The 23,449-nt window shown below is 68.7% G+C and carries 19 protein-coding genes and 1 pseudogene; 11 read left to right on the plus strand and 9 right to left on the minus strand.

Annotation, left to right across the window (positions count from 1 at the left end):
- Positions 1-38: 38 nt before the first annotated feature.
- Together GX543_RS05805 and GX543_RS05810 are read right to left on the minus strand one after the other, a co-directional pair.
- Positions 39-2,192, minus strand: a complete 2,154-nt coding sequence (locus GX543_RS05805; protein WP_290850482.1) for an FAD-dependent oxidoreductase — start codon at positions 2,190-2,192, stop codon at positions 39-41.
- Positions 2,193-2,260: 68 nt separating this feature from the next.
- Entirely contained in the window at positions 2,261-2,848 is a 588-nt protein-coding gene (locus GX543_RS05810; RefSeq protein ID WP_290850483.1) for a helix-turn-helix domain-containing protein, read from the minus strand.
- 74 nt (positions 2,849-2,922) lie between these two features.
- Here GX543_RS05810 and GX543_RS05815 point away from each other — a divergent pair, with 74 nt between their 5' ends.
- The 4 genes and pseudogenes from GX543_RS05815 to guaA all read left to right on the plus strand — a co-directional run bounded on the left by GX543_RS05815 (position 2,923) and on the right by guaA (position 6,142).
- Complete coding sequence (locus GX543_RS05815; protein ID WP_290850484.1) at positions 2,923-3,876, plus strand: TauD/TfdA family dioxygenase; 954 nt, start codon at positions 2,923-2,925, stop codon at positions 3,874-3,876.
- Positions 3,877-4,296 (plus strand): annotated as a pseudogene (locus GX543_RS18780) (DUF3159 domain-containing protein); the annotation flags it as partial. It lies immediately after the preceding gene.
- 107 nt (positions 4,297-4,403) lie between these two features.
- Positions 4,404-4,562 carry a hypothetical protein gene (locus GX543_RS18785; protein ID WP_366929054.1) on the plus strand — a complete coding sequence of 53 codons (159 nt, stop codon included), beginning with the start codon at positions 4,404-4,406 and terminating at the stop codon, positions 4,560-4,562.
- Positions 4,559-6,142 (plus strand): glutamine-hydrolyzing GMP synthase, encoded by a 1,584-nt coding sequence (guaA, locus tag GX543_RS05825; RefSeq protein ID WP_290850488.1) that lies wholly within the window; start codon positions 4,559-4,561, stop codon positions 6,140-6,142. The genes GX543_RS18785 and guaA overlap by 4 nt, the downstream gene beginning before the upstream one ends.
- 7 nt (positions 6,143-6,149) lie before the next feature.
- Here guaA and GX543_RS05830 read toward each other — a convergent pair whose 3' ends face one another.
- Both GX543_RS05830 and GX543_RS05835 read right to left on the minus strand, forming a co-directional pair.
- A complete protein-coding gene (locus GX543_RS05830) occupies positions 6,150-6,374 on the minus strand; it encodes a hypothetical protein (RefSeq protein WP_290850489.1) in 225 nt (74 codons plus the stop codon).
- Complete coding sequence (locus GX543_RS05835) at positions 6,371-7,627, minus strand: PspC domain-containing protein (RefSeq protein ID WP_290850492.1); 1,257 nt, start codon at positions 7,625-7,627, stop codon at positions 6,371-6,373. Before GX543_RS05835 ends, GX543_RS05830 begins: the two co-directional genes overlap by 4 nt.
- Before the next feature lie 99 nt (positions 7,628-7,726).
- Here GX543_RS05835 and GX543_RS05840 point away from each other — a divergent pair, with 99 nt between their 5' ends.
- Both GX543_RS05840 and GX543_RS05845 read left to right on the plus strand, forming a co-directional pair.
- Positions 7,727-9,031, plus strand: coding sequence for an ATP-binding protein (locus GX543_RS05840; protein ID WP_290850494.1), 1,305 nt, complete (start codon positions 7,727-7,729; stop codon positions 9,029-9,031).
- Positions 9,028-9,684, plus strand: a complete 657-nt coding sequence (locus GX543_RS05845) for a response regulator transcription factor (protein ID WP_290850495.1) — start codon at positions 9,028-9,030, stop codon at positions 9,682-9,684. The genes GX543_RS05840 and GX543_RS05845 overlap by 4 nt, the downstream gene beginning before the upstream one ends.
- Here the strand turns inward: GX543_RS05845 and GX543_RS05850 are convergent.
- Together GX543_RS05850 and GX543_RS05855 are read right to left on the minus strand one after the other, a co-directional pair.
- A complete protein-coding gene (locus GX543_RS05850) occupies positions 9,665-10,156 on the minus strand; it encodes a DUF6194 family protein (protein ID WP_290850497.1) in 492 nt (163 codons plus the stop codon). The two genes, GX543_RS05845 and GX543_RS05850, sit on opposite strands and share 20 nt — an antisense overlap.
- A 73-nt stretch (positions 10,157-10,229) precedes the next feature.
- Positions 10,230-11,495, minus strand: coding sequence for a serine/threonine-protein kinase (locus GX543_RS05855; RefSeq protein ID WP_290850500.1), 1,266 nt, complete (start codon positions 11,493-11,495; stop codon positions 10,230-10,232).
- Positions 11,496-11,589: 94 nt separating this feature from the next.
- On the opposite strand from GX543_RS05855, the gene GX543_RS05860 reads away from it, so the two are divergent.
- Positions 11,590-12,540: a sam dependent methyltransferase gene (locus GX543_RS05860; RefSeq protein WP_290850501.1), complete on the plus strand. Its 951-nt coding sequence runs from the start codon at positions 11,590-11,592 to the stop codon at positions 12,538-12,540.
- Positions 12,541-12,551: 11 nt separating this feature from the next.
- On the opposite strand, the gene GX543_RS05865 is transcribed toward GX543_RS05860, so the two are convergent.
- On the minus strand, positions 12,552-13,061 hold the full coding sequence (locus GX543_RS05865) for a hypothetical protein (protein WP_290850502.1): 510 nt from the start codon (positions 13,059-13,061) through the stop codon (positions 12,552-12,554).
- Positions 13,062-13,281: 220 nt separating this feature from the next.
- Here GX543_RS05865 and GX543_RS05870 point away from each other — a divergent pair, with 220 nt between their 5' ends.
- Both GX543_RS05870 and GX543_RS05875 read left to right on the plus strand, forming a co-directional pair.
- Positions 13,282-14,049 carry a hypothetical protein gene (locus GX543_RS05870; protein ID WP_290850503.1) on the plus strand — a complete coding sequence of 256 codons (768 nt, stop codon included), beginning with the start codon at positions 13,282-13,284 and terminating at the stop codon, positions 14,047-14,049.
- A gap of 30 nt (positions 14,050-14,079) precedes the next feature.
- Positions 14,080-15,660 carry a DNA polymerase Y family protein gene (locus GX543_RS05875; RefSeq protein WP_290850504.1) on the plus strand — a complete coding sequence of 527 codons (1,581 nt, stop codon included), beginning with the start codon at positions 14,080-14,082 and terminating at the stop codon, positions 15,658-15,660.
- 34 nt (positions 15,661-15,694) lie between these two features.
- Here GX543_RS05875 and GX543_RS05880 read toward each other — a convergent pair whose 3' ends face one another.
- Both GX543_RS05880 and GX543_RS05885 read right to left on the minus strand, forming a co-directional pair.
- Positions 15,695-16,768: an alanine racemase gene (locus GX543_RS05880; protein WP_290850506.1), complete on the minus strand. Its 1,074-nt coding sequence runs from the start codon at positions 16,766-16,768 to the stop codon at positions 15,695-15,697.
- Between the two features lie 26 nt (positions 16,769-16,794).
- Positions 16,795-18,714, minus strand: coding sequence for an SDR family oxidoreductase (locus GX543_RS05885; protein ID WP_290850507.1), 1,920 nt, complete (start codon positions 18,712-18,714; stop codon positions 16,795-16,797).
- Between the two features lie 150 nt (positions 18,715-18,864).
- Between GX543_RS05885 and GX543_RS05890 the strand changes: the two genes are divergently transcribed.
- Both GX543_RS05890 and nagB read left to right on the plus strand, forming a co-directional pair.
- Entirely contained in the window at positions 18,865-22,200 is a 3,336-nt protein-coding gene (locus tag GX543_RS05890) for an error-prone DNA polymerase (protein ID WP_290850509.1), read from the plus strand.
- Between the two features lie 84 nt (positions 22,201-22,284).
- Positions 22,285-23,034: a glucosamine-6-phosphate deaminase gene (nagB, locus tag GX543_RS05895; protein WP_290850510.1), complete on the plus strand. Its 750-nt coding sequence runs from the start codon at positions 22,285-22,287 to the stop codon at positions 23,032-23,034.
- The last annotated feature ends 415 nt before the right edge of the window (positions 23,035-23,449 follow it).

The following is a 23,449-nucleotide window of genomic DNA, read 5'->3' on the forward strand; positions in this document are numbered from 1 at the left end:
GGCCGCTGGAGTCGATCGCGCGCGGGCGCCGAGCCCTCCTACAAGGCCGAGGCGACCTTCCACGCGGTGTGGATCGCGCCCTGGATGTAGTCGACGCTGCCTGCGTCGCCGACCACGTGCACTTCCGGGACCATCTCGCCGAAACGCTGCGCGAGCGGCGCCGCGGGGGAGACGCCCGCCGCCATGATGACCATCGACGCGGGTGCGCTGGACCGCTTGGTGTCGAGCACCTCGCCGCGTTTGCCGGTGACCGCCTCGTCGAACTCCACCGCGTGCTCGGTGATCCGGACCGCGCGGGCATGCCGGTGAATGGTGACGCCGGCCTCCTTGGCATGTCGCACGGCGGTCCACCGGCGTGGGAGTGCCATCGGCAGCCCGAGCTGTTGCTCGTCGTGCAGCAGGGTGACGTTGCGGCCGCGTTCGGCCAGGAACTCGGCGAGTTCCAGGCCGACCAGCGACCCGCCGATGACGACGACGTCCTTGCCGACGGGCAGGATCCGGCGAGTCAGTGCGGCGACCCGCGCGGGCGTCTTGGTGAGGCCGGTCAGCTTGCCCAGTCGTCCGGCGAGGCGCAGGTACCAGGCCTGCCCGGAGGTGTCGCCGACCCCGGTCATCAGCGCCCGCATGGTGTCGCCGGTGTGCACATGGGGGAGGTCGCCGCCGGGGATCGCGGGTCGTTCGCGAACGGCGCCGGTGGCGATGACGACGGCGTCCGGGGCCAGTTCGGCGATCAGCGCCGGGGTGGCCTCGGTGCTCAGCCGGATGTCGACGCCCAGTCGGGCGGTCTCGGTGCGCAGCCACTCCAGCAGCGGATAGTTCGCCGGAGTGGTCAAGGCGGAGAACCACAGCGTGCCGCCGAGGCGGTCGGTCTTGTCGACCACCGTGACCCGGTGACCGCGCTGGGTCGCGATCCGAGCCACTTCGAGCCCCGACGGCCCGGCGCCCACCACGACGACCTTCTTCGAGACCGGCGCCTTGGCAAGGGTCAGCGGGGCCGCGCCCTCGTTGCCGAGCGCGGGATTCACCGCGCAGACCGGGACGTCGTCCCAGAAGTTCTCCTGGACGCAGACATAGCAGTTGATGCACGGCCGGACCCGCTCGGGCGTGCCCGCGCGCAGCTTGTTCACCAGGTCGGGGTCGGCCAGGAGTTGGCGCCCCATGGCGACGAAATCGGCTTTGCCCGCGGCGATCGCCGCGGCGCCGATCTCGGGCAGCACCCGTCCGACGGTGACCACCGGAATCCGGACCGCCTCCTTGACGGCGCCTGCCAGATCGACGAACGCTCCGAGTCGGTCGGGCAGCGGGCCGTCGGTGAAGTTGCGGAACGGGTTACGGCCCCAGCCGGTCACGTCGATCGCGTCGGCGCCCGCCGCCTGGAACAGTTGGGCGGCCTGGACGGCTTCGTTCGTGGAGAGACCGCCCTCCTCGCCGAACTCTCGGCCGGACACGCGGACCAGGACGGCGAGGTCGTCGCCCACCGCTTCCTTCACCGCGGCGATCACCTCGCAGGCGAACCGCGCGCGGTTCTCCAGCGATCCGCCGTACCGGTCGGTGCGGCGGTTGTCGGCGCGGGTCAGGAACCCGCTGAGCAGGTAGCCGTGTGCGCAGTGGATCTCGACGGCGTCGGCTCCGGCCTCGCGCACGCGACGGGCCGCTGACACGTACTGCCCGGTGATCTCGGCGATGTCGTCGTGCGTGACCTCGTGATAGGTCGGCTTCTTGCCGCCGGTCACCGCGCCCATCTTGCCGAGCTCGGTCGGGGTGTTGTCGGCCAGTGCGCTCATGTCGTACGCGCCCTCGGGCACGGAGGCGACCTGAAGCGGACGGTCGGAGACGGTGTCGATGCGGGCGACCTTGCCGTGGTGCACCATCTGCACGCACAGCTTGGAACCGCCGGCGTGGACGCCGTCCGCCAGCGCCTTGAGGCCGGGGATGAAGTGGTCGGACGAGAGCCCCGGCTCCTTGGTGCTGGTGCTGCCCGCCGGGTAGCCCACCGAGCAGCACCCGGTGATGATCATGCCCGTGCCGCCCCTGGCCCGGGAGACGAAGTGCTCGACGTCCTCCTCTTCGATCACGCCGTCGATGGACAGGTTCATGTCCATCGCCGACATGACGACGCGGTTGTCCAACTGCACGGGGCCGATGCGGCCGGGGGAGAGGAGTGGGGTCAGGTCGGGGGCATGGTGTGGCATGTCCGCCACCCTACGAGTGCAGGGGACGGGCTGTCTTCACTCCGGGCCGTTCAGTGGGCGGCCCATCGTCAGCCTCCCGTGAGCATTCGTCGGGACTGCGCGTCGACCGACTCGCGAATCTGCTCGTACGGGGCGTCGCCGACCCCGGTCGCCGATCGCAGGAAGGGCTCGAAGAGCTGCCAGCCCAACTGGAGGGCGACCACGTTCGCCGTCGCCATCGCCGTTTCCTCCTCGGTCTCGTGATGCCTGCGGGCCACCGCTCCGATGCGGCCGATGACCGGGAAGTCGTTCTGCATGTCACCGACGGGGTAGCCGTCCAGGATGCACCGGGCCAGCACCATCCAGTGGCGGCGCAGCTGGCGGTCGTCGAGCGAATCGAACTCCCCGTCGGGTGCCGGTCCCGACGCCTCCGCAGACAGTCGGTTCAGCACTGCGGTGACGAGTTCGTCCTTGGCTCCGAGGTGACGGAACACCAGCCCGTGATTGACGCCCGCGCGGTCGGCGATCATGCGGATCGACGTCGCCGCCGGGCCCTTCTCGGCGAAGAGATCGATCGCGTGGATCAGGACCGCTTCCACCACGGCGTCACGACCGAGGGGGCCGGGCGAGGGGTCCTCCTCGGCTTCGTCGATACCCCTTGCGTCTTCTGTAGTCATGTGACTACGGTAATCCCCGTCACTGTAGTCAACTGACTACAGGGCGGACAATCGGACGAGAGAAGAGGTTTCAGATGACGGTGATGGTCGACAAGGATCCGGCCGACGGGCTCGGCACCAAGCCGGTCAACCTGCCCGGATACCCGGTCATGTCGGGTCCGTTCACGCACTTGGCGCGCGAACGGGACCGCCTCGGTGAACTGCGGTGGGAGCACTTCGACGCGCGGCAGGTCGGAGCCACCCTGGGTGCCGAGATCTCCGGCGTCGATCTGACCTCGGAACTCACTGCGCCGGTCGTGGCGGACATCCGCCGGGCCTTGAGCGAGTACAAGGTGCTCTTCTTTCGGGATCAGCCGGTCAGCGCCGCCCAGCACGTCGCGTTCGCCGCCCGGTTCGGCGAGTTGGAGGTGCACCCCTTCATCCCGTCGAACATCGGGCAGCCCGAACTCGTCAGGTTCGAGAAGAGCGCGCAGGTCAGCGGATTCGAGAACGCCTGGCATCACGACGTCACCTGGCGTGAGCACCCGTCGATGGGTGCGGTGCTCCACGCGATCTCGGCCCCCGCGATCGGCGGCGACACGCTGTTCGCCGACATGTACGCTGCGTACGAATCACTTGACGAGCAGACGCGTGAGCGCATCGAGCACCTCGATGCGGTCCATGATTTCACTCGGGCCTTCGGCCGCATGCTCGACGACGAACAGCGCGCCGCGATGCAGCGCAAGCATCCCGAGATGAGGCATCCGATGGTGTGCACGCACCCGGCGACTGGCCGTCGGCACCTGTACGTCAACCGGGTCTTCGTGGACCGGATCGACGGCGTCGACCTCGATGAGGGCCGCGAACTGATCGACCGGCTGTGCCGCACCGCAGACGCTCCCGAGCATCAGGTTCGACTGCACTGGGAGCCCGACACCATCGCGTTCTGGGACAACCGCGCCGTGCAGCACTACGCGGCGAGCGACTATTGGCCCCACGTCCGGATCATGGAGCGCGCCTCCATCATCGGCCCGCGACCGGTGCGTTGAATGGCACTCGACGGCGGCCGGACTGAACGGCAGACACCGGCCGATGCTCCGGCATCGGCATTCCTCGCCGTGCGCGAGGTGGCGGCGAAAGGCGGTTGGCGGCATGTCGTCGACGCGGGAGCGCCGATCGCGGCGTTCCTCATCGGTTACCAGGCGGCCGGACCGTCCGCGGGGGTGGGGGCCGCGGTGGCCGTCGCGATCGCGCTGACGGTCCTGCGGCTGCGACGCGGTGACTCCCCGAAGGTCGTCGTTCTCTCGATCCTCGGCATCGTCGGCTACTCGGCGCTGGTCTTGGGCACCGGGGAGGGACGCAACTTCTTCGTCACCGAGGTGGTCGGGTGCGCGATCCTCACGGTCGTCTTCGGCATCGGGACAGTCCTCCGTCGACCGCTCAGTCTGCGGATCTGCCAGCGGCTGCGCATCGAACCCCGAGGGGAGACTCCGGAACGGATTCGTCTGCACCGGTGGATCACGGTGCCTGGGCGCTCCAGTGGCTGCTCCACGTCGCGGTTCTGGGCCCGCTGTACATGGCAGATCAGGTGGCCGCGCTCGGCGTCGCGACCCTCCTCCTCGGAAAGCCGTCGGTCGTGGTCGCGCTCGCCGTCACGTGGTGGCTGGTGCGGCGCGATCTCGGGGCGGGCACGGGGTCCGGGGCCGCGCGGGACGGATATACTCACTCTCCGTGACGGAAACATCCCCTGAGCACCCGCGTCCCGTACTCGTCGTCGACTTCGGAGCCCAGTACGCGCAGCTGATCGCTCGCCGTGTGCGCGAGGCCCGCATCTACTCCGAGGTAGTGGCCCACGACGCGACCCTCGAAGAGATCACGGCCAAGAATCCGGCCGCGCTGATCCTCTCCGGCGGACCCGCTTCGGTCTACGCCGACGGCGCGCCGAGCATCGACGAGAAGCTGTTCGAGCTGGGGATTCCGGTCTTCGGCATCTGCTATGGCTTCCAGAAGATGACCACGGCGCTCGGCGGTGTCGTCGAGAACACCGGCGGCCGCGAGTTCGGTCGCACCACCTTGACCGTCGGCGACGGGGGTCGACTGCATCGGGACCTCCCCGGCACGCAACCGGTGTGGATGAGCCACAACGATGCCGTGTCGCAGGCCCCCGAGGGCTTCACCGTCACCGCGTCGACGCCGGGCGCCCCGGTCGCGGCGTTCGAGTGCGTCGAGCGTCGGATGGCAGGCGTCCAGTACCACCCGGAGGTGCTGCACAGCCCCCACGGTCAGGAGGTGCTGACGCGCTTCCTGTACGACATCGCCGGACTGAAGCCGACGTGGACGGCGGCCAACATCGCCGAATCGCTGATCGCCGACGTCCGCGCCCAGGTGGGCGACGAGGGCCTGGCGATCTGCGGTCTCTCGGGCGGCGTCGACTCCGCGGTGGCGGCGGCACTGGTCCAGCGGGCCATCGGTGATCGCCTCACCTGTGTGTTCGTCGACCACGGTCTGCTGCGCGCGGGTGAGCGCGAGCAGGTGCAGACCGACTTCGTCGCCGCGACCGGCGCCCGCCTGGTGACCGTCGATGCGCAGGACATCTTCCTCGGTCACCTGGCGGGGGTGTCCGACCCGGAGACCAAGCGCAAGATCATCGGCCGCGAGTTCATCCGGTCGTTCGAAGGCGCTGTCAGCGAGGTGCTCGGCGATCAGGCCGCAGCAGGCAAGAAGGTCGACTTCCTGGTGCAGGGAACGCTGTACCCGGACGTGGTCGAGTCCGGCGGCGGCAGCGGTACGGCCAACATCAAGAGCCATCACAATGTCGGCGGACTGCCGGAGGACTTGGAGTTCTCGCTGGTGGAGCCGCTGCGTCTGCTGTTCAAGGACGAGGTCCGCGCGGTCGGTCGCGAACTCGGCCTGCCCGAGGAGATCGTCGCACGGCAGCCGTTCCCGGGCCCCGGGCTCGGCATTCGCATCGTCGGTGAGGTCACCAAGGATCGTCTGGAGCTGCTGCGTCAGGCCGACCTGATCGCCCGCGAGGAGTTGACCTCGGCGGGCCTCGACGGTCAGATCTGGCAGTGCCCGGTGGTGCTGCTCGCCGACGTCCGCAGCGTCGGGGTCCAGGGCGACGGGCGCACCTACGGGCACCCGATCGTCCTGCGCCCGGTCTCCAGCGAGGACGCGATGACCGCGGACTGGACGCGCCTGCCCTACGAGGTGCTCGAAGTCATCTCCACACGCATCACCAACGAGGTCCCCGACGTCAACCGCGTCGTGCTCGACGTGACCAGCAAGCCGCCGGGCACCATCGAGTGGGAGTGACGCCCGTCTACTTCCGACGGAAGCCGCTCGCGATCAGGCCGACGCCGACGACGATGCCGACCGCGAGAAGCGCCCACGGCAGCCCCTCTGCTTGAACGAAGAAGGGGCCGCCGGCCAGGCACCACGCCGCCACCAGGAGCGTCACGAGCGCTGAGAGCGCCATCATGAAAGAGCGGTGCCCGGCTGGTTCGTCGACAGTCGGCTGGGTCGGGGTGGTGAACTCGTCGGTCATTTCTTCATCTCCACGTTTCCGATGGACAGCTCGGCCTTCACGGTGAGCGTCGGGGTCTTGGCGTCGGGGTTGACCGTGCTTTCGGGGCACACCTGGTCTCCGATGGCGATTCGGCATTCGGTCTTGACGCGGATGTCGTCGGGAAGCAGCACGGTGACGTCGCCGATGCCTTGGCGCACCACGACGGTCCGGTCGCGGTCGAGGCCCGCGAGGTTCCGGAGATCGAGAGTGCTGGTGCCGACCGAGAGCTGATACTCGGAACCGAGTTGCTCGGAGGTCCGCGGCGTCCACGTGCGGTCCCCGACGCCGCCCGCGGGGAGGTCGGCACGACCGCCGGCGAACAGGGTCGCGATCACGGCGACCACGCCCACCATCATCGCCAGCGGCACCAGGCCCGCGGCGCGGGTGCCCGCCCGACGTCGTTGCACCGAGTCGATCAGCATGCCGACCCCGAGCACGGCCAGCGCGAGTGCGGCGATGCGTCCGACGGTGAACCATTCGACCCCACCGACGACGTTCGCCGCGGTCGAGACCGTCGCCACGATCACGGCGAGGCCGGCGAAGATCGACGTCAGCCGAGACCGGGGCGGTTTGGGCGCCGGCGGCGTCGGGGGCGGCGTCGGCTCCGGGAGGTCCCAGGCGAACCGCGCCGTTCCCAACGGGTCCCACGCGGGAGGGGCGTCGCCGGTTGGCGGCACCGGCTTGCTCAGGTCGGCGGCCTTGCTCAGACCGACGCTCGGCACGGCGACCGGCGGATACTCCGAGTTCACCGGCGGATGAATGGTTTCGATTGCTCCGCGTGCGCCGAGTTGGTCGGCGCTGGTGCCCGCGGGCGCTTGCGGTGTGCGCATGTAGAGGAGCCACCAGCCGCCGAGCATCAGGGCCACGCCGAGCAGTCCGCTGCTTCCCCAGAACGGCGACGACGATCCCATGTTTCCGAGCGCCACCACGCAGACCACCGCGGCGGCGATCCAGTACCAGGGGATCTCGTGCATGCCGCGGAGACCGTGACTGTCAGGCGTCAGCGCGCGAGGTGCGACGGCGTGCTGGCCGGGCATTGCGATGAGGCACGCGAGGTAGAGGAAGATGCCGCTGCCGCCGAACATCGCCGCGACCACGAACGCTACCTTCACCAGTGTCGGATCGACGTTGTAGCGCCTGCCGATGCCGGTGCACACGCCTGCGATGCTCTTGCCGGAGCGTTGGCGGACCGGCCTGGTGTTCCACATGTCGAACAGCGTCTTGGTGTCCATGGAGACCATCTTGTCCCTCGGCCGTCGCAGGCAAATCGGGTACAACCCTGAGATGCTCCCTGATGTGCGGGCTCGGGCGTTCGTGCCAATATCGAGGTGATGACACACGCCACCGAGATCCCGGAGATCGACCGCCTGCGCAGGCGCAGCGGAGGCAAGGTCGTCGCCGGGGTGTGCGGCGGGATCGCCGACCACCTCGGCGTCGACGTCTTCCGCGTGCGCGTCGTGTTCGTCGTGCTGTCGGCCTTGGCCGGGGCCGGCGTCGCTGCCTACGGTCTGCTGTGGTTCTTCTGCCCGACGGGCACGGACGTCGAACCGGCGGCGCCTCGCGAACGCCGACAGGCGCACGGGTTGCTGGTCCTGGGGATGATCGTGCTGGTCGCCAATGCGTTCGTCGCGTCCAGCGCGCCGGCGTCGAGCCTCCTCGCGCTGATCGTGGTCCTCGGCGGCGCCGCGCTGGTGTGGCGCGAAGTGGACGTCACCGGACTGTCGTCGCGCAGCGGGGTCCTCACCTGGCTGCGCCTGGCGGCCGGTGCGTTTCTGGTGATCGGTGGGCTGATCGTGCTGGTCGCCGCGCCGGATGCGGCGCTCGCCGGGATGAATCCGACTCTGCTCGCCGTGTTCGGGACGCTGGCCGGTGTGGTGCTGCTGACCATCCCGCTGTGGATGCGGATGTGGCGGACGCTCAACGCGGAGCGAGCAGCGCGAATCCGGAATCAGGAACGCGAGGAGATCGCCTCGCACCTGCACGACTCGGTGCTGCAGACTCTCGCACTGATTCAGAAGCGGGCGGCGCAACCCGACGTGGTCGCGCAACTCGCTCGGCGGCAGGAGCGCGAACTCCGCCAGTGGTTGTTCGGTGATCAGGCCCGGCGCAACGAGTCGCTTGCGGCCGCGGTCGCCGCGGTCTCGGCCGAGGTCGAAGACGCGTACGGCCTCGAGATCGAGACCGTCACCGTCGGCGACGTGACACCGGAGGAACTGCGCGATGAGAAGGTGGCGCAGAGTCTCCAGGCGCTGGTCGCGTCGGCGCGCGAAGCGGTGGTCAATGCCGCCAAGCATTCCGGCGCGGAGAAGGTCGACGTGTACTGCGAGGTGGACGAGGAACACGTCGAGGTCTTTGTCCGCGATCGCGGTGTCGGCTTCGATGTCGACGACATCGATGACGATCGGCAGGGGATCTCGAAGTCCATCCGCGCCCGCATGGAGCGCGCCGGCGGATCGGCGCGCATCACCTCGGCGCCCGGGCGCGGAACCAATGTGGCGTTGAGGCTGCCGCGCACATTGAGCGGTGGGGCATCGTCGATACTGGATCCGGATCAGCAGCGCGCGCAACTCCACCGACAGCCCGAGCACGACCAACGCCAACCCGACCGGCACCAACGGGGACTGGAGCAGACATGACCTACCGAGTGTTCCTGGTCGACGACCACGGGGTGTTCCGTTCCGGAGTCCGGGCCGAGCTCGCCGGAGCGGAAGGTCTCGACGTGATCGGCGACGCGGGAACGGTCCCGGAGTCGATTGCCGGGATCGTCGAGATGCGGCCCGATGTGGTTCTGCTCGACGTCCACATGCCCGGGGGCGGCGGGGTGGCGGTGCTGCGGGGCGTGCTCGACGCGCTCGGGTCCGATGCGCCGGTGTTCTTGGCGCTCAGCGTCTCCGACGCGGCCACCGACGTGATCGCGACGATCCGCGCCGGTGCGCGCGGGTACGTCACCAAGACGATCGACGGCGCGGAACTGGCCGACGCCGTGCGCCGGGTGGCCGAAGGGGACGCGGTGTTCAGTCCGCGGCTCGCCGGTTTCGTCCTCGACTCCTTCACCGGGCGATCGCCGGTGCCGGAGCCGCAACTCGATCCCGAACTCGATTCCCTCACCCGGCGCGAGATGGAGGTGCTCCGACTGCTGGCGCGCGGATACACCTATCGAGAGATCGCCGAAGAGTTGTTCATCTCGGTGAAGACCGTCGAGACGCACGCGTCCAACGTGCTCCGCAAGACCCAGCAGTCCAACCGCAACGCGCTGACCCGCTGGGCGGTCAATCGCCAGATCGGGTGACGCGACGGCGATCGTCGTCGTGCGCCTGACGGAGGAGTCGTTCGGTGAGGTCGGCGGTCGCCGGGCCGGGCTCGACGATGGCGATCCAGCCCTGTCGCCCGTACAGCGGGTGCGGGAGGACGGTGTCGGATGCAGCGGTGTCCGATGCAGCGGGGTCAGGTGCTGCGGGGTCGGATGCAGCAGCGGAAGCGTCTGGCGTGAGTTCGGCGACGAGCTCGCGTCCGACGTGAATGTTGAGTCGCCATCGGCCCGGCCGGTCGAGGTCCGACGAGACGTCGTCGGGATAGTTCTTCGTGATGATCGTGGCGTACGGCTGCCTGCGCGGGGCGATTCCGTCGGGCGCGTAGTAGAAGAAGTGGTCGCCCCACGCGATCGGCGGGACATCGTCGCCTTCGACCGGCGCCACTTCGAGGACGCCGTCGAAACTGCGCAGCAGTTTCAGGGTCTTTTCCATCATGGACTGTTCCAGCATTGGTCCAGTGTGCCGCGGGATTGGCCGCAGAACCCAGTGAACTACGGGCCGGACAACTACAGGGCCAACTTGACTACAGAGCCAGAATAATGATTCCCGCGGCGATGGCGGTCAGTAGGACGAAGATGGCGAACACCGCCGCTGCGAGTCCGGCGTTGTTGCCGGACTGTTGCGGCGCCGGGTGCCGCGGCTGCGGTGTGTAGTGCACGGGATGGGACGGTCCGGATTGCTGATGGACGAGCGGTTGGGGAGTCGTGCGCGGAGCGTAGTAGCCGTTGGCGGCGACCTGCGTCGGACGGTGCGGCGGCGTGGACTCCGGTGCGGCGGTCATCGACACGGCCGTCATGGGCGCGGGGGTTCTGGGAGATGGCGTTCTGGGCGAGGGGGTCGGGGGTCCCTGGGGCGCGGGCGGAAGGGTGTCTGCCCGTCGGTTGTGGAGCGGCTTCGTCGTGACGAGTCCGGTCAGCACGTTGTCGGTGGTGCCGAGGGTGTCGGCAGCGAACTGCGCGAGTTGGTCGCGCGCGTCCGCCATCGTCGGCCGATTGTTCGGGCTGGGCTCCAACAGGTGCAGCAGGATCGGCGAGAGTGCGCCCGCGCGCGTGATCGGGTTGATCTTGCCCAGGGCGGCGCGGTGCAGCGTGGCGATGTAGTTGTCCTCGTTGCCGAACGGAGGCGCCCCTTCGACCATTGTGTAGAGGGTCGCGCCCAGCGAGTAGACGTCGGACGGCTCGCCGGGGTCCTCGCCGCGCGCCACTTCGGGAGCGAAGTAAGCGGGCGTCCCGGTGACGATGCCGGTCTGGGTGATGTTGGCGTCGCCCTTGGCGCGGGAGATGCCGAAGTCGGTGATCTTGACCAGGCCGACATTGCGCCCGCTGTTGGCGATCAAGATGTTCGCGGGCTTGATGTCGCGGTGGATGATTCCCGAGGCGTGGGCTTCGGCGATCGCATCGGCCACCTGCGCACAGATCTGTGCGGCTTCGACGGGGTCGATGGTTCCGTTGTCGCGCAGCACGTCGGCGACGCTGTGACTGGGCAGATATTCCATCACCAACCACGGCTCGTCCAGGTGCAGGGCGACGTCGTGCATCGAGATCGCGTTGCGGTGGGAGAGGCGGGCGGCCAGTCGCCCCTCGCGGAGGGCGCGGGCGCGGGACGTCTCGGCCATCGAGTCGTCCATGCCGCTGCTGACGAGGACCTGCTTGACGGCGACTTCGCGGTCGAGGAGTTGGTCGTGCGCCAGCCAGACCGCGCCCATGCCGCCGTGGCCGATCTTGCGGCTCAGGCGATAGCGGCCGGCGACCAGGTACGTCGGGCCGGGCGCAGCGGCGGAGGAGGTCATGCCCAGATGATAACTGTCGGTGCGGACGGCTCCGTTCCCCGTCGATACGGCGGCTCCTTGACGCAAGGATCGCACGTGTGTTCGGATGGATGGCATGACGGCGCTACCCGAACTGGTGTGCGGTGACCTTGTGCGATCGACGATGATGCCCGAGGCGCCGGGTGTTCGAGTGCACGAAGTGCTGGCGCGCACGATGCTCGAGTCCGTCACCGGCGATCGCAATCATCGCTATTCGTTCGCGGCGTCGACGCTCGCGCGGTCCGGCGGCGTCCTTCAGGTCAAGGTGAATGCGGCGGCCATTCTGCGCAGGGAGGTCCGACGGCGGTCGTGGCGGTGCGAGACCGTCGCGGTCGGGGTGGTGGACGATCCGTACCAGCCGATCGAGGGGCACTATCGGCTGATGCCGCAGGTGTTGGCGGTGTTGTCGGAGTCGCAGACGCCGATCGCGCTGCACACGGCGTCTCCGCTGATGTTGCGCGATCTCTCGTTGCTGCGATTGATCGGACGGTCGGTGCCGGTCACCGTGTCCGTGCCGTTGGCCACCCTCGACGCCGGGTTGGCTGCGCGTATCGATCCCTCGGCGGCTGCGCCGCGTGCTCGGTTGGAGATGATCGCGCGGTTGGCCGATGCCGGACTGGCTCCGCATGTGCGGATCGCGCCGCTGCCGCCGCTGCTGGCCGACGGGACCTCTCAGCTCGACGACCTGCTCGCCACGCTCGCCGACGCGGGGGCCGCGCGGGTGTCGGTGTCTCCGCTGCAGTTGACCGGCGACGACGGTGCGGACTTCTTCGGTTGGCTCGCGGATGAGCATCCGGCGCTGGTGCGGAGGTATCGGTCGCTCTACGGCCAACGCGGGTTCGTCTCCGCCGACTACGCGTTGTCGCTGCGCGGTCGCATGGCGCCGCTGGTGGCGCGGTACGGATTGGACAGCGCTGCGGGGGTCGAAGGCTCCGACCTCGAGCGCGCGAATCTCGATGGTGAGACGGCATCGGTGCCGCCCGCGGTGCGTGCCGCTGATACGGCCCCCGCGCTGACCCTGTTCTGAGGCGCCCTTGTTCAGTCGGTGGCGATCGCGTCCTTGGCGATCGAGTCTTCGGTGCGATCGACGAAGAGGGCTGCTGACAGGGCGGCCAGGAGCAGCAGTACCGCCGCGAGGATGCCCAAGATCAGTTTGTCGACGGTGAGTCCGTCCTCGGGGGTGAAGCCGAGGTCGGACTCAAAGTCGCCGAAGTACCACGACGGCCAGATCCAGACGGCGATGGGAACGAAGGCCGCGGCGATGGCGCCGACGGCTGCGATTGCAGACAGCAGTCGAGCGAGCGGCTTGGCGGCCGGCGCGGGCATCAGGGCGGTCAGGGCGGCGAGAACTGCGATCAGGCAGGCGGCGACGATCAGCCACCCGCGACCGTGGGGAGCCAATCCGTCGGCGTCGGCGCTGGCCATCCCGAGCCCGTTCCATGAGATGTCGAATCCCGCGTTACGGAGGTTGAACCACGGCAGCGCCGTGACGGCGATAGCGGTGATGGCGACCGTGAGAACGGCGTACGGAAGTGCGCGGGTCTGCATGGGTCCGAATGGTAGAGCATGGCTCTTTGCGGCCTGTGTTAGCAGTGTGGCTGTGGGGGTGGAAAACCACCTGTGAGGTGGGTGTTTAGTCGTCCGTTGACGATTGTCAGAGGGCGCTTCTAGTATCGAACGCAAGTTCGATTAGCGGCATCTTCCCTGCCGCTGCCGAGCGAGGCAGACGGGCGCCGGACGGGAGTCTGGCACGACGAGGGGAAGCGTCATGAGTGCAGTGGAGAAGGCCGACGAGATCGAGGATCTTCGGCGGCGACTGAGCCGATTGTCGGGGGAGACGGGAGCCCTGTCGGGGAAGGCGTCCGGAGTGATGTCGTCGGGAGTGGTCGCGGTTCCGGAAGCGCTGGCACCGCTGTTCCCGAGACGGGGATTGCCGCGGGGTGGTGTGGCCGCAGTGGCGGGAGCATCGGTGATTCCGATGTCGATCATCGCCGAGGCGAGCAGGACCGGATCGACGGTGGCTTTGGTGGGACTGCCTCGGCTCAACTTGGCGGCCGCCGTCGAGATGGGTGCCGATCTGAGTCGAATAGCAGTGGTGGAGGAGCCGGGGAGCGACCGCTTGGAAGTGGCCGGGGTGCTGCTGGACGGAATCGATCTGGTGGTGCTGGGCTTCGAAGACCGGCTCGGGGCCACGGGAATGTCGGTGACGCCGGCCAGAGCGCGGGTGCTGGGCGGACGGGCACGGAAGCAGTCGTCGACGTTGATGGTGCTCGGCGAGTGGCCGAACTCGGCCACGCGAGTGCGTGGCGAAGTCCGCGAGTACCGCCACCTGCCGTTGCGGCGAAGCGGATACGGCCGGATCGGCGGCTTTCGGGTGGAGGTCCAGGTCGCGGCGCCTGGCGCACGTCCGGTGAGCGAGGAGTTCGATCTGATGGTGCCGAGTCTGGGCGAAGGCGGAGCGATGCATCTGGCGAGGCCGGCAGCGGTTCGTGTCGCGGGCAGTACGGACCGTCCGGCGTTGGCGGTGGCGAATTGATGGGGGGGCGAATTGAGCGGGGGTGAATTGATGGGGGAAGGGATGGCCGAGGGCCGACGAGTGCTGGCGCTGTGGTGTCCGGACTGGCCCACGGCGGCAGCGGCTGCGGCGGCGGGAAGGCCGACGACCGAACCCGCTGCGGTGTTGCGCGCGGGCCGAGTGGAGGCCTGCTCGCACACGGCGCGAGCCGACGGGGTACGACGCGGCATGCGGAAACGGCAGGCGCAGTCGTTGTGTCCGCGGTTAGCCGTCTACGACGCCGACGAGTCACGAGACGGACGGTTGTTCGAGCCGGTGGTCGCAGCGGTGACCTCCACGGTTCCGATGACCGAGGTGCTGCGACCGGGGCTGCTGGTGGTGGCAGCAGATCGAGCCGCGCGCTTCTTCGGCGGCGAGGTCGCGTTGTCGGAGCGGCTGGTGGATGTCGTGGCGGGCGCTTCGGTCCCGGGTGGGGTGACGGCACGCGCGGGAGTCGCCGACGAGTTGTTCACTGCTGTTCTGGCGGCGCGGTCGGGGCAGACCGTACCGCCGGGATCCGATGCCCAGTACCTGTCTCGGCGTCCGGTGGCCGATCTCCGGGTGGAGTCGGCGTTGAGCGGCCCGGGTCGCGACGACCTGGTGGATCTGCTGTGGCGATTGGGCATCCGAACGCTGGGCGCGTTCGCCGACCTCGATCCCGCCGACGTCGCGGCGCGGTTCTCGGCCGATGCGATCACGGCGCATCGGCTGGCTCGAGGACTGCCGGGGCGTCGTCCCAGTCGGGCGCCGATTCCGACGGACCTGCAGGTGGAGCACGAGTGCGATCCGCCGGTCGATCGGATCGACGCCGCGGCCTTTCTGGGGAGACGGTTGGCGCAGGAACTGCACGAGCGTCTCGCGTCGGCGGCACTGGCCTGCACCCGGCTCACGGTCCATGCGATCACCGAACGCGGGCAGCGTCATTCGCGGACGTGGCGGTGCGCCGAGCCGCTGACGCCGGAAGCCACGGCCGACCGCGTCCGCTGGCAGTTGGAAGGGTGGCTGACAGGACGGGCGGGCAGTGGAGGGGAGGCACCCGACTCGCCGATCGTGCGGTTGTCGTTGGAGCCGGTGGAGGTGGTCGATCCCGGGGCTCTGCAGCACGCCCTGTCCGGGGCGGGCCTGCCCGCCGACGTCGGGGGTGGACTCGGTGACAGCGCGCGCCGTGCGCTGGTCCGCGTGCAGGGACTGCTGGGCGGGGAGGCTGTGCGTGTCCCGGTGGGCAGCGGCGGTCGAGGACCGGCCGAGCAGGTGGCGTTGGTGGCCTTCGGCGATGCCGCCAGACCGCCGCGTGACCCCGCAGCAGCCTGGCCGGACCGGTTGGCCAGGCCCTCGCCGACGCTGCTGACGCAGACCGGAGCGGAAGTGCTGGGGGCCGACGATCGTCTGGTCTCGGTCACCGCGCGCGGCGCCTTCAGTGCGGAGCCGACAACGGTGAAGCTGGGCCCCAGGGTGTGTCGGGTGCGCTGGTGGGCGGGGCCGTGGCCGTTCGGCGCCGGAGCAGCCCGCGCACAGGTGCTCTTAGACGATTCGCGCGCTCTGCTGCTCTGCTACCGGGAATCGAACTGGACGGTCGAGGGCATCTACGAGTGAGCCGGTGGCGGTGTCGGAACTCGCAAGGGGCAGCTCAGGAGTTCGCGCCGCGCGCGATCACCGGCCAGACCTCGAGCACATCGCTGTGCGCCGATCCGGCGAACAGTTCGTCGACGAGGTTCACCGCGGTGCAGACGTGATTGGGCACCGCGCGCACCAGGTCGCCGAGGTCGGGAACGGTCGCGCCCGCGGGGAACTCGACCACCGCGTGATGTTCGGACAGCGAGACGATGCGGGCGTCGAGATGGTCGGGCAGGCGACCGAACCCGGTGGTCCATCCCGGTCGATCGGCGCCGAGGATCTTGCTGCCCGCGTCGAGCACGATTCGATCGCCGGATCTGCTGACCACGGTCGCGATCGCGAACAGTGCGAGATCGTCGACGGTGGCGCTGCCGAGTTCCAACTGCTGAGCGTCGTTGAACGGATAGACGCCCGGCCGTAGCTCGGTGACGACGCCGGGATCGGCGAGGCGCACCGTCGGCGTGGAGCCGCCGCTGACCACGGAGACAGTGAACCCGCGTTCACGCAGGGCCGCCGTGGCCGCGGCCAGCGCGGCGGCCTCCTGACCGGCGGCATCGGTGCGGGCGGTGCCCGGTCCGTAGCCGTGGCCGGGAAAGGTGAAGACCCCGACCACGTCCAGGCCGACGTCGCGAGCGACTGTTGCCACCTCCGCTGCCCCGTCGGCAGAGACGCCACTGCGGTGCATGCCGGAGTCGACCTCCACCAGCACCCGCACCGGAGCGCCGGCCAGGCCTGCGGCCAAGCGGCGCGCGCCGTCGGCGGAATCGACTCCCACCGCCAGCGTTACGCGGCCGGCGAGCGCGCGGAGCCGTCGCGCCTTGCCCTCCGACAACCAGAGCGGATACGCGATGAACAGGTCGTCGACGCCGGCATCGGCAAACGCTTCGCCTTCGCCGATGGTCGCGACCGACAGTCCCACCGCCCCGGCATCGAGCTGTCGCTGTGCGATCTGCGCGCACTTGTGGGTCTTGGCGTGCGGGCGCAGCAGAACGTGGTGCTCGGTCGCCCACTGCGCCATCGACCGCAGATTCCGGTCGAGACGATCGGTGTCGACGAACAGATAGGGGGTCTCCGGGGAGAGGCGCATACCCGATCGTCGCACGAAGCGACGCGTCAGCCGGTGTGGCCCAGCGCGGCGGCTGATTCCTCGTTCATCAGGAAGTCCTGGTGCAGCAGTCGGTTGGTGAGGCGAGGCGCGGCGTGATGGCCCAGGTCGACGAGGTCGCCGAGCAGGGTGTTGACCCGTTTCGGGCGCTCGATCATCGCGCGCAGCACGCGGTGCGCAGCCTTGTCGACGCTCCAGATGCCGCGGACCGCGTCGTAGGCGTTGGTCGGCACGATCATCCGGGTGCGCGTCAGCGGGATCCGGATGTTGCTGAACGTGACGTGATCGGAGAGCGTCTCGGCGCCCGTCGCGTCACTGAACGCCTCGAGTGCGGCTTTCGACGCGGCGTAGGCGCCGAAGCGCGGTGCACGGCTCAACACCTCGATCGAGGAGACGTTGACGATGTGTCCGGACTGACGCTCGGTCATGTGCGGCAGCAGGGCGAGAGTCAGGTAGACCGCACCGAAGTAGTTGACGGCCATCATGCGGTGGTAGTCGTGCGAGCGGGCGACCGAGTTGGCGGAGGCACGACGGATGGACCGACCCGCGTTGTTGACCAGGATGTCGACGTGGTCGTGCTCGGTCAGGATCGACTTCACGACGGTCTGCACCGCAGACTCGTCGGTGATGTCGGCGGGGTAGGCGTAGGCGCGCCCCAGCGGGAGTCCCGGCTTGGGGACCTCGGCGTCCAGTTCGGCGGCCGTTTCGACGAGACGGTCGGCATCGCGAGCGACCAGGAAGACATTGGCGCCGCGACGGACGCACATACGCGCGGTGGCCCGGCCGATCCCGGAGGAAGCACCGGTGAGCAGGATGTTCTTGCCGACCAGCGGGCCGCGGGGGTCGTCGCGACGGTGCCTGCACGGCGCGAGTTCCTCGTACCAGTAGTCCCACAGACGCGGGGCGTACTCGAACAGATCGGGGAGAAGAACGCCGAGGTCGGCGAGCGTGGCGATGGTCGCATCGCTGCGGAACACCACGGGAAGAGAGGCGGCGTCGAGCACTGCGGACGGAATCCCCGCTTGCTCGGCCATCAGATTGCGTCCCGATCGCAAGGGGCCGCGGCCGCTGAGCGCGAGGATCGGGCGCGTGATGATCGACGGCACCGCGGTGAAGCCGCGGGGGCCGTTGAAGGCCGGCGAGAGTGCGTTCAAGAGGTCGGTGCTGCTGCGTGTCTGGGGATCGGCCAGATGGAACACCAGGCCGCTGTGCCCGGGCTGGGAATCGACTAGGGCGACGATCGCGTCGGCGACGAAGTCCACCGGAACCAGATTGAGGTGACCGATGTCGGGAATCGGGACCGGCAGGAACGACGGTACCTGTTGCAGCGACGTGAGGTGCGTGAAGAAGTAGTAGGGGCCGTCGGCCTTGGAGGTCACACCGGTCACCGAGTCGCCGACCACCGCGGACGGTCGGTAGATGCGCCAGCTCAGGCCTTCGGTCCCGCGGACGATCCGCTCGGCGTCGAACTTGGTGCGATGGCAACCCGTCGGGAAGCCCTGGCCCAGATCGAAGTCGTTCTCGGTGAACTCGCCGTCGTGGTTGCCTGCCACGGCGATCGACGAGACGTGGTGCAGCATCGCTCGGTGCGCGACCGCGAACTCAGCGACTCGACGAGTGCCGTCGACGGTGACTGCGTGCTGAGACTCTTCGGGTGCGGCGATGTCGTGCAGCGCGGCGAGGTGGATGACGTGATCGATTGGACCGAGTTCGGTGCCGCGCAGTCCGAGGCCGTCTTGGGTGACGTCGCCGACGACGGTGATCACGCGGTCGCCGCCGTCGATGGCCTCCATTGCGGTGGCGAATCGCGGAAGCGTGCCGGGGCGCACCAGGACATGGACCCGCGCCGTGGCGTCATGGGCCAGTAGTCGTTGCACCACCCGGCGGCCGATGAATCCGCTTCCGCCGGTTACGAAGTAGCTCGTCACATGGTTAAGAATCTCACAGATACGTTCAGACTTGAAGTGTTTCCAGATGGGGCGCGGTGTCGGCGCTGCGGGTCGGCACGGGATTCGTCCTCGCGGAGGTCCGGAAAACCACGGCTCGAACTAGTCGAACATATGTTCTAGAATTAGGGGATGGGCTGGAACAACGGTCCTCCGACCTGGTCGGAGATGGAACGGGTGCTGTCGGGACGGGCGCCGGCTCGCGGCGACCGACCAGGGGAGACCTTCCCGCCGACGTTCAATGGTGCTGGGAGTGGGGGTGCTGGAGGTTGGGGTGCCGGGGGTGGCAGAACAGAGGTCGAAGGGGATGGCGGCGATTCTCCCGCGTGGTCGCGTAAGCGCGGCGCATACGAGGCCGCCGACATCGACTTCGGCGCATCGACGGTGCCGTACGCCGAGCTGCACGCGCACAGTGCCTACAGCTTCCTCGACGGGGCGTCGATGCCCGAGGCGATGGTCGAGGAAGGGCAGCGGCTGGGACTGAGGGGACTGGCCCTGACCGACCACGACGGCTTCTACGGCGTCGTGCGCTTCGCGGAGGCGGCACGCGAGTTCGGCATGCCGACGATCTTCGGCGCGGAACTGTCGTTGCAGCGCGACAGCGCCCGGGCCGGTGCGGTCGATCCGCCCGGAGAGCATCTGCTGGTCCTGGCTCGTCGCGCCGAGGGCTATCGCAGGCTCTCGCGAGTGATCGCCGACGCCCACATGAGCGGCGGAGAGAAAGGACTGCTGCGGTACGACGCCGACGCGATCACCGAACATGCCTCCGCCGGCCACTGGTTGATCCTGACCGGCTGCCGCAAAGGGGCAGTGCGCCGCGCCCTCGACCGCGGGGGCGCCAGCGCGGCCGACGTCGCGCTCGGCGAGATGATCGAGCGCTTCGGGGCCGGGAACGTCGCCGTCGAACTGACGCCGGGATCGGGGTCCGACGACGACGAACGCAATGCGATCCTGGCATCGCTGGCGGCGACGCACCGGGTCCGCACGGTCGCCACGACGGGTGCGCATTTCGCCGGTCCGGAGAACGGCAGGCTGGCCACCGCCATGGCCGCGGTCCGGGCGCGCACCGACATGACGACCATCGACGGCTGGCTGCCGGGGGTCGGCGGCGCACACCTGCGCACCGGCGACGAGATGCTGAGGCTGATGCCCGCCCATCGCGAAGCGATCGACAACGCCGTCGCCTTCGCCGAGGAGTGCGCGTTCTCGCTGGGGTTGATCGCGCCGAACCTGCCGCCCTTCGACGTGCCTGCCGGTCACACCGAGGCCACCTGGTTGCGCCAGCTCACCGAGCAGGGCGCGCTCGGACGCTACGGAACCCGCGAGCAGCGACCGGATGCGTACCGGCAGATCGACCACGAGTTGGCGATCATCGAGACGCTGACCTTTCCCGGGTACTTCCTCGTGGTCCACGACATCGTCACGTTCTGCAAGAACAACGACATCCTGTGCCAGGGGCGCGGCAGCGCGGCCAACTCCGCGGTCTGTTACGCCCTCGGCATCACCAACGTCGATCCGGTGGCCAACCACCTGCTCTTCGAACGCTTTCTCTCGCCCGAGCGCGACGGCCCGCCCGACATCGACGTCGACATCGAGTCCGACCGCCGCGAAGAGGCCATCCAACACGTCTACGCCAAGCACGGCCGCAGCCACAGCGCACAGGTGGCCAACGTGATCACCTATCGCGGGCGGTCTGCGGTGCGCGACATGGCGCGCGCTCTCGGCTACGCCCCCGGACAGCAGGACGCGTGGAGCAAGGTCCCCGACTCGGCACCCGACGACGTCCGCGACCTCGCCGCCCAGATCTCCTCGCTGCCGAGGCATCTCGGCATCCACTCGGGCGGCATGGTGATCTGCGACCGGCCGATTGCCGACGTCTGCCCCACGGAATGGGCGCGGATGCCGGGCCGCAGCGTGCTCCAGTGGGACAAGGACGACTGCGCCGCCGTCGGCCTGGTGAAGTTCGACCTTCTCGGCCTCGGCATGCTCTCAGCGCTGCACTACATGATCGATTTCGTCGCCGAGCACAAGGGCGTCCACGTCGATCTCGCCACCCTCGACCTCACCGAGACCGCTGTCTACGACATGCTCTGTCGCGCGGACTCGGTCGGCGTCTTCCAGGTGGAGTCGCGGGCGCAGATGGCCACGCTGCCGCGACTGAAACCGCGCAACTTCTACGACCTCGTCGTCGAGGTCGCGCTGATCCGACCGGGACCCATCCAGGGCGGCTCGGTGCACCCTTACATCCGCCGCCGCAACGGTCTCGAGTCGTCGGCGTGCGAGCATCCGGCGATGGAGGCGGCCCTCGGTCGCACCCTCGGCATTCCGCTGTTCCAGGAGCAACTGATGAACCTGGCGCGTGACGTCGCGGGCTTCAACGGCGGAGAAGCCGACCAACTGCGTCGGGCCATGGGCTCCAAACGGTCGCCGGAGAAGATGGAACGGCTCAAGAAGCGGTTCTACGACGGGATGCGGGAGACCAACGACATCACCGGCCCGCTCGCCGACCGCATCTACGAGAAGCTGGCGGCCTTCGCCAATTTCGGCTTCCCCGAGAGCCATTCGCAGAGTTTCGCGTCGCTCGTGTTCTACTCGGCGTGGTTCAAGCTGCATCATCCGGCGGCGTTCTGCGCAGGCCTGCTGCGGGCGCAGCCGATGGGCTTCTACTCGCCGCAGTCGCTGGTGGCCGACGCCCGACGGCACGGGGTCCAAGTGCACCGTCCAGACGTCAACTTCTCGCTCTCGCACGCGGGATTGGAGAACGACGGGCTCGACGTCCGGATCGGTCTGGGTGCGGTCCGCGGGCTCTCGTCCGAGACCGCTGAGCGGATTGTGGAGGCGCGACGATCAGGTGGGCCCTTCACCTCTGTCGCCGATCTGTCGCGGCGCGTCGAAGCGACCACCGGCCAGTTGGAGGCGTTGGCCACCGCGGGCGCTTTCGAGAGTCTCGGATTGGATCGTCGGACCGCACTGTGGGAGACCGGAGTCACGGCCGGGCTGCGTGAGGAGCATTTGGCGATCACCGCTCCGCGCGGTGCGCCGACCCTGCCCGGCATGTCCGAGGTGGAACTGACGGCCGTCGATGCGCTGTCGACGGGGATCTCGCCGCGGTCGTATCCCACCGAATATCTCCGGCCCCGACTCGACGCGATGGGCGTGGTGCCCGCCGACCGACTGCTGTCGGTGGCCGACGGAACCCGGGTGCTGGTCGGGGGAGCGGTGACGCATCGGCAGCGGCCGGCGACCGCGTCGGGCGTCACTTTCGTCAACCTCGAAGACGAGACGGGCATGGTGAACGTGGTGTGTTCGGTGGGGTTGTGGGCGCGCTATCGGAAGCTGGCGCAGACGTCGTCGGCGCTGCTGATTCGAGGCAAGGTGCAGAACGCTGAGGGGGCGGTGACGGTGGTCGCCGACCGGTTGCAGAAGCTCGACCTGAAGGTCGGAACCAGGTCGCGGGACTGGTGCTGATCAGTCCCGCGAACCGCGTAGATTTTCGGGATAGGGTCGCGGGTACGGAATTCCTCGACAACGCCAGAAGGAGCAGGGGAGCGCATGGAGGTCGTGATCGTTGATCACCCGGAACAGGTGATGGCCGACATCATCGCCGACGCGGTGACAGGCGGTGCGTCGACGATCGGTCTGGCGACCGGCTCGTCGCCGTTGGGCACGTACACCGAACTGATTCGCCGACACAACGAGGACGGACTCTCCTTCGTCGGCGTCAATGCTGTGCTGCTCGACGAGTATGTCGGGCTCCCGACCACCCATCCGGAGTCGTACGCGCGCTTCATCCGCGACAACTTCACCGATCACATCGACATCGGCGACGTCCATTCGCCCGACGGCATGGCGCCCGACAGCAAAGCCGCCGCCCAAGCTTACGACCACCTGATCGGTACCGTCGGTCCGGTCGATGTCCAGATCCTGGGCATCGGCAGCAACGGTCACATCGGTTTCAACGAGCCGTCGTCGTCGCTGACCTCCCGCACGCGCATCAAGACGCTCACGAAGAAGACCCGCGAAGACAATGCGCGCTTCTTCGACTCCTTCGACGAGGTCCCGCGCCACGTGATCACGCAGGGACTCGGAACCATCTGCGACGCAAAGCGGCTCGCGTTGGTCGCGACCGGAGAGGGAAAGGCTGCGGCGATCGCCGCAGCGGTGGAAGGCCCGTTGTCGGCGTCCTGCCCGGCGTCGATCCTCCAGTGGCACCCGCACGCGACGGTGGTCGTAGACCATGCTGCGGCGAGCCAACTCAAAGACGCCGACTATTACAAGTACGTCTACGAGAACAAGCCGTAGGCCGACGGGCTTCGCCGTAGCGGCAGCGACGCGCCTTTCCTGTTGGTCGAGTCGGCCCCCCTGTTGGTCGAGTCGGCGAGTGAGCGTAGCGAACCCGCCCAAAATCGAGACCGGAGCGACGGCGCGCAGGAGGCGATCTCGATACGCCGTTGCGTGCTTCGCTCGCAGCGGCACTCGATCAGCGTCGGGCGCGAGTGCGTGAAGCCGCGGGTGCGCCTCCCCCTTGTTGGTCGAGTCGGCGAGTGAGCGGAGCGAGCCCGCCCAAAATCGAGACCGGAGCGACGGCGCGCAGGGGGTGATCTCGATAACCCGATGCGTGCTTCGCTCGCAGCGGCACTCGATCAGCGTGGGGCGAGCCGGCGAGTGAGCGACGCTGAAGGCGCCTTCCCCTGTTGGTCGAGTCGGCGAGTGAGCG

The sequence above is a fragment of the Gordonia sp. (in: high G+C Gram-positive bacteria) genome (assembly GCF_012515855.1).
GTDB lineage: Bacteria > Actinomycetota > Actinomycetes > Mycobacteriales > Mycobacteriaceae > Gordonia.